The organism is Micromonospora chokoriensis, assembly GCF_900091505.1.
GTDB lineage: Bacteria > Actinomycetota > Actinomycetes > Mycobacteriales > Micromonosporaceae > Micromonospora > Micromonospora chokoriensis.
Genome location: NZ_LT607409.1, coordinates 5,448,157 through 5,464,750 on the forward strand (window position 1 = coordinate 5,448,157; position 16,594 = coordinate 5,464,750).

Genomic DNA, 16,594 nt, shown 5'->3' on the forward strand with positions numbered 1-16,594 from the left:
CGGTTTTCCATGCGGTCAGGCAATGCCGAGTTCGTCGTCGAGGAGGTCGAACAGCTCCTCGGCGGTGGCGCCGTGCAGGGCGCTGCTGTCGTGTGCTGGGTTCGCGCCGGTCCAGGTGTCGAGCAGGCTGCGGAGCCGCCCGGCGACCTTCGCCCGGTCCGGGTCGTCGGCGCTGACGGCGGCCAGGCCCGCTTCGAGGCGGTCCAGTTCGCCGAGTACCGACAGGGCGGACAAGGCTCGTTCGTCGAGCAGTTCGTCCTGGAGGTAGCGGGCCAGCGCCCCGGGTGTCGGCTGGTCGAAGACGATCGTGGCGGGCAGCCGTAGGCCGGTGGCGGCGGCGAGCCGGTTGCGCAGGTCGACGGCGGCGAGCGAGTCGAGGCCGCACTCGACGAGGCCCCGGTCGGGCTGGACGGCGTCGGCGGAGGCGTGGCCGAGGACGGCCGCGACCTGGCTCTGCACCATCTCCAGCAGGACCCGCGGCCGGTCGGCGGGTGCGGTGGCGACGAGTCGCCGCTTGAGTGCCTCGGCCGGGTCGCCGCCGTCGGTGGTGTTCTCGGCGACCCTCCGGGCGGGGCGACGGACCAGGCCGCGCAGCAGCGGCGGCACCGGGCCGTTGCCGGCAACGGCGGCCGGCCGCAGTCCGATGGGCAGGACGACGGGGTTGTCGACGCCCACGGCCGCGTCGAACGCGGCCAGCCCGGTGTCGGCGGTGAACGGGGTGATGCCGAAGCTGGTCATCCGGTTGATGTCGGCGTCACTGAGCTGTCCAGCCATTCCGCCGCCGACCGCCCACGGCCCCCAGGCCAGGGAGATCGCGGCGAGGCCGTGGTGGCGGCGGTGCCGGGCGAGGGCGTCGAGGTAGGCGTTGGCCGCGGCGTAGTTGCCCTGCCCGGGGCCGCCGAAGCTGCCGGCCGAGGAGGAGAACAGGACGAACGCGGTCAGGTCCCGGTCCCTGGTGAGCTGGTGCAGGTTGCCGGCGGCGTCGGCCTTGGCGGCGAGGACCGCGGCGACCCGCCGCGGGGTCAGTGAGGCGAGGACACCGTCGTCGACGATGCCGGCGGCGTGCACCACCGCGGTGAGCGGGTGTGCGGCGGGGACGCCGGTGAGGGTGTGGGCGAGCTGGTCGGCGTCGGCGGCGTCGCAGGCCGCCACCGTGACGCTCGCGCCGAGTGCGGTCAGCTGCGCGGTCAATTCCTCGACGCCGGGCGCGTCCGGTCCCCGGCGACTGGTCAGCAGCAGGTGTCGTACCCCGTGGGTGGTGACCAGGTGCCGGGCCAGCAGCCCGCCGAGGGCGCCGGTGCCTCCGGTGACGAGGACCGTGCCGTCCGGGTCGATGTCCAGGCTGGTCGGCGCGGCGGCGGCCCGGGCGAGTCGGGGCGCGTAGGCGCGGCCGTCGCGGACCGCCAGTTGCGGTTCGCCGCTGGCGAGGACACCGGGCAGGCTGGCCGCGGAGAGCGGCGAGTCGTCCACGTCGGCGAGCACGATCCGGTCCGGGTCCTCGGACTGCGCGGAGCGGATCAGACCCCAGGCGGCGGCGTGCGCCAGGTCGGGGGCGTCGGCGGCGGGGTCCGGTTCGACCGCGCCGCGGCTGAGCAGGATCAGTCGGGCCCCGGCGAAGTCCGGGTCGGCGAGCCAGCGTTGGGCGAGGGCCAGCCAGGCGTCGACCGCCGGGCCGGGGACGTCCCCGCCGGGTCGGGCCGGAACGAAGACCAGCTCGGGTACGGCTCCGGAGGCGGCCAGCGCGTCCAGGTCCGGGTAGTCGTCGACAAGGGATCCCACGGCGGCCGCCGCGTCGGCCACGAACGGGTCGGGTGCGCCGATGACGGCGTACCGGCCACCGGCGGGGGCGATCTGCGGCTCGACGGGTGCCCAGTCGACGGTGAACAGGGGTGCCTCGTCGGTCGGCTGCCGCAGCTGGGTGACCGAGACCGGGCGCAGCACCAGCTTGCCGACCGTGGCGACCGGTTGTCCGGTCTGGTCGGCGAGGTCGATGCGGACCCCGTCGTCGCCGTTGGGCGTGATCCGTACCCGGGCGGCGGCGGCGCCGGTGGCGTGCACGCTGATGCCGGTCCAGGAGAACGGCATCCGGCTCTGGGTGGGGCTCAGTCCCTGCTGCGCCTCGGCCGCGGTGGCCAGGCCCATGGCGTGGGTGGCGGCGTCGAGGAGCGCCGGGTGTACGCCGTAGCGGGCGGCTTCGGCGGCGGTCGGCTCGGCCAGGGCGACCTCGGCGTAGGTCTCCTCGCCGCGTTGCCAGGCCGCGCGCAGGCCCTGGAAGGCCGGGCCGTACCCGTATCCGAGCTGGGGCAGGAACTCGTAGAGGAAGTCGACGTCGATCGGGGTGGCGTCGGCGGGCGGCCAGATCTCGTCCGGGTCGGGTTCGGTGACCGGCGTCGAGGACGCGGTGCCGGCGGCGTGCCGGGTCCACGGGCTGTCGTCGTCGCGGTCCGGACGGGAGTGCACGCTGAGGGCGCGGCGGCCGTCGGCGTCGGCCGGGCCGACGCGGACCTGCAACCGGGTTCCGACACCGTCCGGGACGACGAGTGGCGCTTCCAGTGTGAGTTCCTCGACCTGGCCGCAGCCGACGTGGTCGGCGGCGTGCGCGGCCATCTCGACGAACGCGGTGCCGGGCAGGATCGCGGTGCCGAGCACCGTGTGGTCGGTGAGCCAGGGTTGCCGGGCGGTGGTCAGACGGCCGGTGAACAGCACCTCACCGGTGTCGGCGAGCGTCATGGCGGTGTGCAGCAGCGGGTGACCGGTGGTGCTGGACGCGGCGTCGGCCGGGTCCGGGTGCAGCCAGTAGGGCTGGTGCTGGAAGGCGTACGTGGGGAGCGGGACGCGGCGGGCGTCGGCGCCGGCGTAGACGGCGGCCCAGTCGGGGTCGGCGCCCCGGGTCTGGAGCCGGGCGAGCGCGGTGAGGACGGTGACCGGTTCCGGGTGCCCGCCGCGCAGGGCGGCCACGGCGACCGCGGCGCGGCCGGGCTGGTCGGCGAGGGTCTCCTCGGCCATCGCGGCGAGCACCGGGTCCGGGCCGAGTTCGAGCAGCGTACGGACCTGGTGGCGGTGGAGTTCGCGGACGGCGTCGGCGAAGCGGACGGTGTCCCGGGCGTGCCGTACCCAGTAGTCCGGCGAGGTCAGCTCGTCCGTGGTCGCGACGTGTCCGGTGAGGGTGGAGACGATCGGGATCTGCGGCGGCCGGTAGGTCACCGCGGTCGCGGCCCGCCGGAACTCGCCGAGCATCGGGTCCAGGTGCGGCGAGTGGAAGGCGTGGCTGACCTGGAGTCGCCTGGTGCGCCGCCCGGCGTCGCGCCAGTACGCGACGACCTGCTCGACCGACGACTCGTCTCCGGAGACCACAGTGGAGGTCGGTCCGTTGACCGCGGCGACGGTGATCCGGCCGTCCACCCCGTCGAGCGAGGCGAGCACCTCCGCCTCGTCGGCCTGGACGGCGGCCATCGCGCCACCGTCGGGCAGCGCCTGCATGAGCCGGCCACGGGCTGCCACCAGGGCGGCCGCGTCGGCCAGGTCGAGGACGCCGGCCACGTGGGCGGCGCTCAGCTCGCCGATCGAGTGCCCGGCGAGGTAGTCCGGGACGATGCCCCAGTGCGCGAAGAGCCGGAACAGGGCCACCTCGACGGCGAAGAGCGCCGGTTGGGTGTACTCGGTGCGGTCCAGCAGGTCGGCGTGCGCCGGGTCCAGGACGAGGTCGCGGATCGGCCGGTCGAGGTGGGTGTCCAGGTGGGCGCAGACCGCGTCGAACGCGTCGGCGTAGACCGGGTGGGCGTCGTACAGCTCGCGGCCCATCCCGGCCCGCTGGCTGCCCTGCCCGGTGAAGATCACCGCGGTGCGCCCGTCGACGGTGACGTCGGTGGTGAGGGCGGCTGCCGTGGTGTCGTCGCGCAGGGCGGTGAGGCTCAGGCGTACCCCGTCGAGGTCGGTCGCGACGATCGCCGCGCGGTGTTCGAGGGCCGCCCGGGTCGTGGCGAGGGACCAGCCGAGGTCGGTGAGGCGCGCGGCGGGCTCGCCGGTGAGGTGGTCGAGCAGCGCCGCCGCCTGCGCTCGCAGGGCGGGTGCGGTCGTTGCGGAGACCACCACGGGTACGGCGGGGAGCTGCCCGCCGTCGGTCGGCGGGACCGACGCCGGGGCGGTCGGTTGTTCCAGGATGACGTGGGCGTTGGTGCCGCTGACGCCGAACGACGAGACGGCGCCCCGCCGGGGACGGCCGGTGTCCGGCCAGTCGCGGGGCTCGCTGAGCAGTTGGACGGTGCCGGCGGACCAGTCGACGTGCGGTGACGGCTCGTCGGCGTGCAGGGTGCGGGGCAGCACTCCGGCCCGCAGCGCGAGGACGGTCTTGATGACGCCGCTGACGCCCGACGCGGCCTGGGTGTGGCCGATGTTGGACTTCAGCGAGCCCAACCACAGCGGGTCGGTTCCGTCGCGGCCGGGACCGTAGGCGGCGATGACCGCCTGCGCCTCGATCGGGTCGCCGAGGACGGTGCCGGTGCCGTGCGCCTCGACCACGTCGACGTCGGCCGGGGTGAGTCCGGCGTCGGCGAGCGCGGCCCGGATGACCCGCTGCTGGGCAGGGCCGCTCGGGGCGGACAGGCCGTTGGAGGCGCCGTCCTGATTGACGGCGCTGCCGCGGATCACGGCGAGGACCTGGTGGCCGTTGGCCTCGGCGTCGCGGAGCCGCTCGACGACCAGGACGCTGACCCCCTCGGCCCAGCCGGTGCCGTCGGCGTCGGCGCCGAAGGCCTTGCACCGGCCGTCGGCGGCGAGGCCGCGTTGCCGGCTGAACTCGACGAAGACCATCGGGTTGCCGATCACCGCGACGCCACCGGCCAGGGCGAGGTCACACTCGCCCCGGCGCAGCGACTGGGCGGCCAGGTGCAGGGCGACCAGCGACGACGAGCAGGCGGTGTCGACGGTCAACGCCGGGCCTTCGAGGCCGAGGGCGTACGAGATGCGGCCGGAGATGACAGCGGTGGCGGTGCCGGTGAGCAGGTAACCCTCGGTGCCCTCGGGGGCGCTCTGGACGCCGGCGCCGTAGCCCTGGCTGGACGCGCCGACGAACACGCCGGTCCGGCTGCCGCGCAACGCGTGCGGGTCGATGCCGGCCCGTTCGAAGCCCTCCCAGGCGGTCTCCAACAGGAGCCGCTGCTGGGGGTCGGTGGCGAGCGCCTCGCGCGGGGAGATGCCGAAGAACGCGGCGTCGAACTCGGCGGCGTCGTGCAGGAAACCGCCGGAGCGGGTGTAGCTGGTGCCCGGGTGGTCCGGGTCGGGGTGGTAGAGGGCGTCGACGTCCCAGCCCCGGTCGGTCGGGAAGTCGCCGATCGCGTCCCGACCGTCGAGGACCAGCTGCCACAGGTCGTCCGGGGTACGCACACCGCCGGGCAGGCGGCAGCTCATCGCCACGATGGCGACCGGCTCGTCGGTGCCGGCGATGGTCGTGGCGGGGCTCGCCGACGGGGCCGGTGCCGTGCCGGCCACCTCGTCGCGCAGCAGCCTGGCGATGGCGTGGGCGTTCGGGTGGTCGAAGGCGAGGGTGGTGGGCAGCCGCAGGCCGGTCGCGGCGCACAGCCGGTTGCGGAACTCGACGGCCGACAGGGAGTCGAAGCCGAGGTCGCGTAGTGCCCGGTCCGGGGTGACGGCGGAGGCATCGGCGTGCCCGAGCACCGCGGCGGCCTCGGCGCGGACCAGGTCGACCAGGAACGTGTCCCGTTCGCCGGGGGTCATGCCGGCGAGTTGCGTACGCAGCCCCGCGGCCTGGCTGTCGTCGTCGGGGGCCGCGTTGGTCAGTGCGGTGCGGGCGTCGTCCAGGTCGGCGAGCAGGGCGCTGGGCCGTCCGACGGTGAACGACGGGGCGAACCGGTCCCAGCGCACGTCGGCGACCGTGACGGTGGCCTCGCCGAGCGCGACGGCCTGGGCCAGGGCGACGGTGGTCTGCTCGGGCGGCATCGGCGGCAGGCCGCGGCGCAGCAGGTGGTCGGCGGTCTCCTGTTTGGTGGCCATACCGCCGCCGCCCCACGCGCCCCAGGACACCGCTGTCGCCGCGCAGCCACGGGCCCGGCGGGCCTCGGCGAGCGCGTCCAGGTAGGCGTTGCCGGCCGCGTACGCGATCTGCCCGCCGCTGCCCCAGGTGCCGGCCACCGAGGAGAACAGCACGAACGCGTCGAGGTCGCCGGGCTCGCCGAAGAGCCGGTCCAGGTTCGCCGCGCCGGTGACCTTCGCGTCGAGCACGTGGGCGAACTCGGCGAGTGTGACGTCGGCGATCGGTGTGTGCTGGGCGACGCCTGCGGTGTGGACGACCGCGCGGATCGGGTCACCCGCGTCGGCGCACTGCCGTACCAGAGCGGTGATCGCATCGAGGTCGGCGACGTCGCAGGCGGCGACGGTGACGCGTACACCGGTCGCGGTGAGTTCGGCGGTCAGGTCGGCGGCGCCGGGCGCGGCGGCCCCGCGCCGGCTGGTGAGCACGAGGTGGTCGGCGCCGTTGCGGGCGAGCCACCGGGCGAGCTCGGTGCCGATGCCGCCGGTGCCACCGGTGACCAGGACGGTGCCGGACGGCTGCCAGGTCGGCGCGGTGCCGGCGGCGGCACGGGTCAGCCGGCGGGCGAGGACGCCGGAGGGGCGTACCGCCACCTGGTCCTCGACTCCGTCGCCGACGGTGATGCCGGTCAGCACGGCGCAGAGCCGGTCGGCGGTGCGCTCGTCGAGGGTGTCCGGCAGGTCCACGAGACCGCCCCAGGAGGCGGACTGTTCCAGGGCCGCGACCCGGCCGAGTCCCCAGACGAACGACTGCGGGACGCGGCGTACCGGGTCGGCCGGGCCGGTCGAGACCGCGCCCCGGGTGGCGGCCCAGACCGGGGTCTGCGGGTGGGTGTCGCGCAGGGCCGCGAGCAGGTCGGTGGTGGCGGCGGCGCCGCGGGTGAGGGCGCGGTGCTGGTCGGTGGGCCGTTCGTCGAGGGCGAGCAGGGACAGCACGCCGGCCGGGGCGGGGCCGTCCAGCGCCGCGCCGAGCGCCGCCTCGGAGGTGACGGTGACCGTCGCGCCGGCCCGGGTCATCCGGTCGGTGATCGTCGCGACCAGGTCCTGCTCGGTGCCTGTCGCGACCAGGTCCTGGTCGGTGCCTGTCGCGACCAGGTCCTGCTCGGTGCCCTCCGGTACGAGCAGCAGCCAGTCTCCGTCCAGTCGCGGCTCCGGCAGGTCGGTGCGCGGACGCCAGGTCACCCGGTAGCGCCAGGTGTCCAGGGCCCGGTGTTCGCGGCGTTCCCGGCGCCACTCGCCGAGGTGCGCCACGGCGTCGTTGAGGTGGCCCATGCCGAGGCCGGTCAGGTCGCCGCCCTCGACGGCCGCCCAGAACTCGGCGTCGACGGGGTCGGCGGCGATCCGCTCGGGCGCCGGTTCCGGCCAGAACCGACGCCGTTGGAACGCGTAGGTGGGCAGGTCGACGCGGTGGGCTTCGGGCAGCACCGTGGACCAGTCGACGGGGGCCCCGGCGACGTGCGCCTCGGCGAGCGCGCGGACGACGCGTCGCTGGCCGCCCTCGCCGCGTCGCAGCGTGTGCAGAACCGGGGTGGTGACCGTGTCGCTGATCCCGCCGGTCAGCACCGGGTGCGGGCTGACCTCGAGGAAGAGCCGGTTGCCGGCGGTGGCCGCGGCGGTGACGGCCTCGTCGAGGCGAACCGGGTTGCGCAGGTTGGCGTACCAGTAGGCGGCGTCGAGCGTGCCACCGTCGGCGGCGCTGCCGGTGACCGTGGACAGGAACGGCACCGACGCGGGGCCGGGGGTGATGCCGGCCAGCGCGGTGGTCAGGTCGGCCTCGACCGGCTCCACGGCGCCGCAGTGCGAGGCGTAGTCGACAGCGACCCGCCGGGCCCGGACTCCGGCGTCCTCGCACCGGGTCAGGAAGGCTGCCACGGCGTCGGCCGGTCCGGCGACCACGACGGCGGACGGCCCGTTGACGGCGGCGATCGTCAGACCGTCGGCCAGCAGGTCCTCGACGGTGCGCAGCGGGGCGGTGACCGAGACCATGCCGCCGGTTCCGGCGAGTCGGAGCAGGGCCCGGCTGCGCAGCGCGACGACCTTCGCGCCGTCGTCGAGGGACAGTGCGCCGGCCACGACCGCGGCGGCGATCTCGCCCTGCGAGTGGCCGATCACGGCCGCCGGGGTGACGCCGTGGTCGCGCCAGAGTTCGGCGAGGGAGACCATCACGGCCCAGAGCGCCGGCTGGACCACGTCGACCCGGTCCAGCAGGTTCGGGTCGTCGGAGCGGAGCACGTCGAGCAGGTTCCAGTCGACGTGCGGGTGCAGGGCGGCGGCGCAGGCGGCGATGCGGCCGGCGAAGGCCGGTGCGGTGTCGAGCAGTTCGGCGGCCATGCCGCTCCACTGGGAGCCCTGGCCCGGGAAGACGAAGACCGCCTCGGCGTCCGCGACGGCGGTGCCGGTGACGACGTCGGCATCGGTGCCGCCGCCGGCGAGGGCGGTCAGGCCGTCGCGGTGGCGCGGGCCGAGGACCACAGCGCGGTGGGAGAGCGTCGAGCGGGCGGTACGCAGGGTGTGCGCGACGTCCACCGGTGCGGTTGCGACGCCGTCGAGGTGGGCGGCCAGCCGTGCCGCCTGGTCGCGTAGTGCGTCGGCGGTGCCGGCGGAGATCAGCCAGGGAAGCTCCCCGGAGGTCGGGGCGACCGGCTCGGCCGGCTCGGGGGCCGGGGCCTCCTCCAGGATGACGTGGGCGTTGGTGCCGGACATGCCGAACGACGACACCCCGGCGCGGCGCGGCCGGTCCCCGGTCGGCCACTGACGCTCCTCGGTGAGCAGGCGTACGGTGCCGGCCGACCAGTCGACGTGCGGGCTGGGTTCGTCGACGTGCAGGGTCCGGGGCAGCGTCTCGTGGCGCAGCGCCTCGACCATTTTGATCACACCGCCGACGCCCGCGGCGCCCTGCGAGTGCCCGAGGTTGGACTTGAGGGAGCCGAGCCACAGCGGACGGTCCTCGGGTCGGTCCTGACCGTAGGTGGCGATCAGCGCCTGGGCCTCGATCGGGTCGCCGAGGACGGTGCCGGTGCCGTGCGCCTCGACGGCGTCCACGTCGGCCGTGGTCAGCCCGGCGTTGGCCAGGGCTTGCAGCACGACGCGCTGCTGGGCGGGGCCGTTGGGGGCGGTGAGCCCGTTGGAGGCGCCGTCCTGGTTGACGGCGGAGCCGCGCAGCACCGCCAGGACGGGGTGACCGTTGCGCTGGGCGTCGCCGAGCCGTTCCAGCATGAGCAGGCCGACCCCCTCGGACCAGCCGGTGCCGTCCGCGGCGGCGGCGAACGACTTGCACCGCCCGTCGGGTGCGAGGCCGCGTTGGCGGCTGAAACCGATGAAGGCGGTCGGCGAGGCGAGGATCGTGGCGCCGCCGGCCAGGGCCAGGTCGCACTCGCCCAGGCGCAGCGCCTGACCGGCGAGGTGCAGGGCGACCAGCGACGACGAGCAGGCGGTGTCCAGGGTGACGGCCGGGCCCTCCAGGCCCAGCAGGTACGCGACCCGACCGGAGATGACGCTGGGCGCGGTGCCGGTGAGGAAGTAACCCTCGCTGCCCTCGGGTGGGTTCTGCTGAAGCAGTGAGACGTAGTCCTGGGTGCTCGGGGTGCCGGCGAAGATGCCGGTGCGGGTGCCGCGCAGCTGGTGCGGGTCGATACCGGCCCGTTCGGTGGCCTCCCAGGCGGTCTCCAACAGCAGCCGCTGCTGCGGGTCCATGGCCATCGCCTCGCGCGGGCTGACCCCGAAGAACTCGGCGTCGAAGGCGGCCAGGTCGGGCAGGAAGCCGCCGTCGCGGGTGTAGCAGGTGCCCGGGTTGTCGGGGTCGGGGTGGTAGAGCCCGTCGAGGTCCCAGCCCCGGTCGGTGGGGAACGCGCCGATGCCGTCGCGCCCGTCGGCGACCAGCTGCCAGAGGTCCTCGGGGCTGCGCACACCGCCGGGATAGCGGCAGGCCATTCCGATCAGGGCGATCGGCTCGGAGCCGGCCGATTCCAGTTCCCGAATGCGTTGACGCGCCTTGTGCAGGTCGGTCGTGACCCATTTCAGATAGTCCCGGAGCGTTTCTTCGCTTGCCATACGATGCCACCTCTTCAAGGCAGAGCGACCCGGAATGAGCTGGGCCGGAATACGACGATCCGCAATCAGGACGCTATGGTCGCCCTGGTGGGCCAACAACCCCTGCGGGGTCACGGCGGACCCTCGCGCGCCCCGACGGCACCCCGATACCGGCCAGCCGATAGGGGTAGGTAGGGGATATCTACGGGGGTGGCGTCCAGGTCATTCTCAATACACAAAGCACGGAGCAGAGCGGGATGGCAGTGAGGAAGCGCCGACCCGGGCTCCGCCGGAAGGACCGGGTGACTCTTCGGGAAGGCAGAACAATGACCACTACGCTGTTGACGCCGATCGATGCTCCTACTGACCCGTTCGGCCCGCCGGCCGATCTGAGCAGGTTCCTGGGTCAGCACTACTTCAGCCACGACGCCGCGAACCCGGCGACCAACCCGCCGCTGGATTTCGAGAAGGCGGCGTTCCAGTCCCCGACCGTGGTGACCGCCGAGCAGCTCACCTCCGTGGTGCAGGTGATGCTCGTCGGTGGACCCCCGGCGATCCCGCGCAGCCTCGTCGTCAGCAAGACGCTGGCGGCGAACGAGAAGCTGAAGATCTGCTACCTGGACGGGTACGAGCACTTCGAGCGCGACGCGGAGCTGGGCGACGTGTTCGTCTGGTCGATGCGTACCGCGATGGCCTTCTGACACACGCGCCGCCGGCCTCGGTGCCACGGCCCCCGCGGGGGCCGTGGCGCCGAGGCCGGCGGCGTCGGTGCGGGCGAGGTCAGGCGAGCTGGCGGCGCAGCAGCCGCAGGGACCAGGTGGTGCTGAGGACCAGCAGGCCGATCGCGACCGCCACGCCGATCAGCACGACCTGCTGGTCGTAGTGGCCGCTGATCAGCTCCCGCTCGGCCTCGACGACGTAGCTGAGCGGGTTGACCCGCGACAGGTAGTACAGCCAGTCCGGGGCGCGGTCCATCGGCAGCAGCACACCGGACAGCAGCATCAGCGGCACGACGATGCCGCTGACCACCGGGGCCAGGGCGAACTCGTGCTTGAGCTTGAGCGCCAGGCCGTAGGAGGTGAAGCCGACCGCGACCGCGGTGACGGCGAGCAGGACCAGCCCGGCCAGGATCGGCAGTACGTCAGCCCGGAAGCCGAGGATGAACGCGAGACCGATCATCAGGACCGCCTGCACGAGCAGGAGCACCACGTCCTTGAGGACCCGGCCGGTGAGCAGGGCGACCCGGCTGAGCGGGGTGACCTGCATCCGCTCCAGCACGCCGGAGCGGGTGTCCGGGATTAGCGAGAAGCCGGCGTTGGCGGTGATGAACAGGGCGAGCTGGATGAGCATGCCGGGGACGAACCACTGCCAGGAGCTGAGGCCGCTCTCGTCGGTGGTGTCGCTGAGCAACGGCCCGAACAGGACCAGGTAGACCAGGGGTACGGCGACACCGACGATCAGTGTGCCGGGGCTACGGAGGGCGGGACGAACCGCCCGGTCGAACGTCAACCAGGTGTCTCGCAGGAACGACATGGGGATCCTCACTTCACAGGCCCGGCATCGCCGGGGCGGTCTCGCTGTCGCGCAGGCTGCGCCCGGTGACGGTCAGGAACACGTCGTCGAGTGTCGGCCGGCTGGTCTGCACCGAGAACACGTCGACGTCGTTGCGGTCGAGTTCGCGCAGGAGGCCGGGCAGGACGCTGTCGCCGCGGGCGATGCGGAACCGCACCGTCGTGCCGTCGACGGTGACCTCCTTGGCCCCGTCGAGGCGTTCGGCGGCGGTGGCGGTCTGCGCGGGTGCGGAGGTTTCCACTGTCACCAGGTCCCCGTTGACCTGGGCCTTCAGCTCGTCGGCGGTGCCTTCGGCGACGATCCGGCCGCCGTCGATGACGAGGATCCGGTCGCAGAGGCTGTCGGCCTCGTCCAGGTAGTGGGTGGTGAGGAAGACCGTCGTCTCGTGCTCGCGGCGCAGGTTGCGGATGTGGTCCCACAGGTTGCTGCGGCTCTGCGGGTCCAGTCCGGTGGACGGCTCGTCGAAGAACACCACCGGCGGCCGGTGCAGCACCCCCATCACGATGTCGATGCGCCGCTTCTGACCGCCGGAGAGGGCGCCGATCATGCGGTCCTCCAGGCCGGCCAGGTCGTACTGCTCCAGCATCTCGCCGACCCGGGTACGGGCGGCCGAGGCGGACAGCCCCTGCAACCGGGCGTGGGTGACCAGCTCCTCGCGGACCTTGTACTCGACGCCGGCCGAGGAGTTCTGGCCGACGTAGCCGATCAACCTGCGGACTCCGGCGGGATCGCTGAGCAGGTCGCAGCCGCCGATGTTGGCCTCGCCGGAGGTGGGCCGCAGCAACGTGGTCAGCATCCGCAGGGTGGTGGACTTGCCCGCCCCGTTGGGGCCGAGGAAGCCGACCATCTCGCCGGACGAGACGTCGAGGTCGATGCCACGCACGGCCTCGACGGTGAACTTGTTGATCTGGAACGTCTTGGTCAGACCCCGCGCCTTGATCATCGGTGGTCTCCTCTCGACAGGGATCCCACCGTCGGCGGAAATCCTCGAAACGGCGCTGGTACCGGCATTCGCCTATCGCAACCAGCATCGAGAGCGGCCTGTACGCGGACAACCCTTAGCGGGCCCCCTAGCGCCCGTAGCCCAGCTCAGACTGCCCGAGAACCGGTTCGCGAGCGTTTCGGGCGGTGCCGGTGCGCGCCTAGGATCGGCGGTGTGAGTGCTCCCGGTACGGTTCCGCACGGCAGGTTGTTGGCGATCAGTGATCTGCACGTCGGGTATGCCCGCAACCGGGAGACAGTGCTGGGGCTGCGCCCGGGCCACGCCGACGACTGGCTGATCGTCGCCGGCGACGTCGGCGAGAAGATGGCCGATGTCCAGTGGGCGCTGACACTGCTCGCCGAGCGCTTCGCGACGGTGATCTGGGTGCCGGGCAACCACGAGCTGTGGACGCCCGCCGACGACCCGGTGCAGCTGCGCGGCGAGCAGCGCTACCGCGACCTCGTACGCAGGTGCCGCGATCTGGGCGTCGTCACACCCGAGGACGACTTCCCGGTGTGGCGTGGGGCCGGCGGCCCGGTGGTCGTGGTGCCGCTGTTCGTGCTCTACGACTACACGTTCCGTCCACCGGGGACCACCAAGGAGCAGGCGCGGCACTGGGCCGAGTCGGCCGGGATCGTCTGCACCGACGAGTTCCTGCTGCACACGGACCCCTACCCGGGAGCTGACGACTGGTGCCGGGCCCGGCTGCGGGAGACCGAGCGCCGTCTCGCCCAGTGCGACCCGGGGCTGCCGACGGTGCTGGTCAACCACTTCCCGTTGACCCGGGAGCCGACGTGGGTGCTGCGCTACCCGCAGTTCGCCCAGTGGTGCGGCACCACCGGCACCGCGACGTGGCACCTGGACCACCGGGCGGCGGTGGTGGTCTACGGCCATCTGCACATCCCCCGGACGACGGTGGAGGACGGCGTCCGTTTCGAGGAGGTCTCCCTCGGCTACCCCCGCGAACAGGACCTGTACGGCCGGCACGGTGACCCGCTGCGGGTCATCCTTCCCGCGCCCGAGCCGTCCTGACCTCCGCCGACCGGCGACCCCTCCTGCGCGGCCCGCACACCGACGGCCCGCGCGCATCGCCCACACACACCGCGGCCCCGACCGCGCGGTGACGCGGTGCGGGGCCGGGGTACGCGGGGTCAGACGGTCGCGGACAGGTCGAGTTCGAGGTGCGCCGGCAGGTCGGTACGCCCCACCACGCCGAGCTTGCGGTAGATGCGCGTCAGGTGCTGCTCCACGGTGCTCACAGTGATATAGAGCTTGTCGGAGATCTCCCGGTTGGTGTAGCCGATCGCCGCCAGGGCGGCCACCCGGCGTTCGGCGTCGCTGAGCATCGCGGCACTGCCGGTGACGCTGGGCTGCGCCGCGGCGGTTTCCCTGTCGTCCCAGCCGATGTCCCGCGAGAGCCGGCGCAGCAGAGGCTGCGCGTCGCACTCCTCCGCCAGTGCCCGCGCCCGCCGGCCGATCATTCCCGCGCGCCGCGACTCACCGAGCGCGTGGTACGCCTCGGTCAGGTCGACGAGCACCCGGGAGTGCTCGTACCGGTCGGCGCCGGACTGCAACAGGTCGGCCGCCTGCCGCAGCAGCATCGGTCGGTGCCGCAGCTGGCTGGTCGCGGCGAGCAGGCGCAGCGCGGAGCCGTGGACGCGCGGCATGTCCTTGCCGCACCGCCCCAACTGGTCCTCGATGAGCCGGCGGGCCTGGTCGGGGCGTCCCATCCGCAGCAGGGTCTCGGCGGCGTCGGTGCGCCAGGCGACCAGGCCCGGCGCGTCCAACTCCCAGGTGGTCATCAGTTCACCGCACTTCTGGAAGTCCCGGAGCGCGAGCGGCAGGTGGCCGGTCGCCATGCTGTAGCGACCACGGGCGTGCAGGTAGTGCAGCCCGTACCGGGTCTGGAACATGGTCTCCGGAACCGGCTGGTCCAGCCACTCGGACACCTCGTCGAAGCGACCCATCGCGGTGCAGGCCGTGACGAGGCTGGCCAGCGGCACGCCGACGCCCACACCCCAACTGCTCGGCGGCATGATCTCCAGGGCCAGGCGGGCGTGCCGGGCCGCGCCGGGCAGGTCACCGAGCCGGAGCGCGACCTCTGCCCGGATCGCGGCGAGACGGGCCTGCCGGCTGGGGGCCCGCCGGGTGTGCGCCTCCTCGATGAACAGGTCGCACCAGGGCGCCGCCTGTTCGGCGTGCCCCCCGTAGGTGAGGGTGAGCAGGGCGCTCTCCACGGTGTCCAGGCTCATCTCGTCGAGCCGGGAGCTGCGCAGGATGCGTTCGACGACGACTGCCACGTTCTCCGACGGGGTGGCGCTGAGCACCGTGGACAGTGCGTTGGCCGCCTCCAGGCGACGGCTCGCCGAGACCGTGGTGACGGTCACCGGCGCCGGCCGGAAGTGCTGGGCCAGTGGCGTGAACGAGCAGCGCAGCCAGGGCCGGGTCATGGCCAGTTCGCCGGCGGCGGCCGGGTCGAGGTCCACTCCGGTGGCGGCGAGGTGCTCCAGGATCACCTCCGCCTCGGCGAGCTGCCCGTGCCACAGCAGCGCCTTGGCCAGGATCACCGCGTCGCTGCCCTGGAGGAAACCCTTGTCCAGTGCGCCGGCGAGTTCGGGCAGGTAACTGCTGGAGGTGCTGGGGTTGACCCGCCACTCGGCGCGTACCAGAGTGGTCATGATCTTGATTTTCTGCCGTTCGTCGGTGCAGGCCCGCCAGGCCAGCTTGAGGTAGCTGACGGCCGACTCCACCTGGCCCTCCCGCAGGGCCTGCCGGGCGGCGTCCTCCAGCGCCGCCACTCCCCACGCCTCGCCGGCCTCCTTGGCGCCCAGCAGGTGCTCGGCCACGACCCGCGCCGACGCCCCGCCGTCGTAGGCGAGCACCGCCGCGCGTCGGTGCAGCTCCGCCCGCTCGTCCTGGTCGAACCCGGCGAGCACGGCGGCCGCGGCCACCGGGTGCCGGAACCCGCCGAGGGTGAAGATGCCGGCCGTGGTCAGCGCCCGCATGGCCTGCGCGACCACCCCGGCGTCGGTACGCAGGAGCCGGTCGAGCGCCTCGGTGTCGGCGAGCACCGCCACCCCGCGAGCGACCTCCAGCAGCTGCGGTTCGCCACGGCGCAGACAGGACACGACGGCCTGGGCGTACCGCTCCCCCACCACCACCTCGTCCGGCTCGGTGCCGGTCTCCTCGGTCGCGGCCTGGTAGTCCTCCAGCAGGCCGTTGACCAGGAGCGGGTTGCCGCCGGTGAGCTGGTACCACTGGCCGCCCAGCCGTTCGGCGACCTCCGCGCCGACCGTCTCGGCGGCGAACTGCTGCACGCCGAGGCCGGTGAGCGGTGTCAGCTTGATCCGGCTTCCGTGCCCCGGACGCAGCAGCTCCGCCTGCCAGGACGGGTCGGCGCTGCGCCCGAACTCGGTCTGGGTGAAGGCGACCAGGACCGGCGCGAACCGGGCGCGCCGCGCCAGGTACGCCAGGCAGACCACCGAGGCGCGGTCGGCGTGGTGCACGTCGTCGACGAGCAGCGCCAGCGGATAGCGTTCGGCCAGTTCCAGCAGGATGGTGCAGAGCCCGTGCACGATCTGCACGTCGATGTGCTCGTTGTCGTCCCGGTTGTCGGCGGCCAGGGCCGCGACGGTGCCCTCGTGCAGCAGGCTCATCGCCCGCTCACGCTCGCGGTCCTGCAGGGGCGCGTCGTGAAAGAGCTGGCTGAGCAGCGCCAGGGGCAGGTTGCGCTCGGCGTGGGCGCCGCTCGCGGTGACCGCCAGGGCACCGAAGTCGACGGCCCGGTCGGCCAGGGTGTGCAGGAGTTCGCTCTTGCCGGTGCCGACGGTACCGGTGATCATCGCCACCCGGCCACGGCCCGCGACCGCCTCGGTGAGCAGGCCCTCCAGGGCTGTCACCGCCTTGTCTCTCTCTACGAGTCCCATGTGGATTTCCCCCAGGTCTGAAATGGTGAACGGCCTCGAA

The 16,594-nt window shown here is 73.6% G+C and carries 6 protein-coding genes; 2 read left to right on the plus strand and 4 right to left on the minus strand.

Annotated features, from left to right (window positions below):
- Positions 1 to 15: 15 nt before the first annotated feature.
- Positions 16 to 10,095: a type I polyketide synthase gene (locus GA0070612_RS24750; RefSeq protein ID WP_088990097.1), complete on the minus strand. Its 10,080-nt coding sequence runs from the start codon at positions 10,093 to 10,095 to the stop codon at positions 16 to 18.
- Between the two features lie 305 nt (positions 10,096 to 10,400).
- On the opposite strand from GA0070612_RS24750, the gene GA0070612_RS24755 reads away from it, so the two are divergent.
- Positions 10,401 to 10,775 (plus strand): DUF5988 family protein, encoded by a 375-nt coding sequence (locus GA0070612_RS24755; RefSeq protein WP_088990098.1) that lies wholly within the window; start codon positions 10,401 to 10,403, stop codon positions 10,773 to 10,775.
- A gap of 79 nt (positions 10,776 to 10,854) precedes the next feature.
- On the opposite strand, the gene GA0070612_RS24760 is transcribed toward GA0070612_RS24755, so the two are convergent.
- Both GA0070612_RS24760 and GA0070612_RS24765 read right to left on the minus strand, forming a co-directional pair.
- On the minus strand, positions 10,855 to 11,607 hold the full coding sequence (locus GA0070612_RS24760; RefSeq protein WP_088990099.1) for an ABC transporter permease: 753 nt from the start codon (positions 11,605 to 11,607) through the stop codon (positions 10,855 to 10,857).
- A 13-nt stretch (positions 11,608 to 11,620) separates the two neighbouring features.
- Positions 11,621 to 12,589: an ATP-binding cassette domain-containing protein gene (locus GA0070612_RS24765; protein ID WP_088990100.1), complete on the minus strand. Its 969-nt coding sequence runs from the start codon at positions 12,587 to 12,589 to the stop codon at positions 11,621 to 11,623.
- 213 nt (positions 12,590 to 12,802) lie between these two features.
- On the opposite strand from GA0070612_RS24765, the gene GA0070612_RS24770 reads away from it, so the two are divergent.
- Positions 12,803 to 13,660, plus strand: a complete 858-nt coding sequence (locus GA0070612_RS24770; protein ID WP_197699233.1) for a metallophosphoesterase family protein — start codon at positions 12,803 to 12,805, stop codon at positions 13,658 to 13,660.
- Positions 13,661 to 13,779: 119 nt separating this feature from the next.
- Here the strand turns inward: GA0070612_RS24770 and GA0070612_RS24775 are convergent, their stop codons facing one another.
- Positions 13,780 to 16,554: a helix-turn-helix transcriptional regulator gene (locus tag GA0070612_RS24775; RefSeq protein WP_088990101.1), complete on the minus strand. Its 2,775-nt coding sequence runs from the start codon at positions 16,552 to 16,554 to the stop codon at positions 13,780 to 13,782.
- Positions 16,555 to 16,594 lie beyond the last annotated feature (40 nt).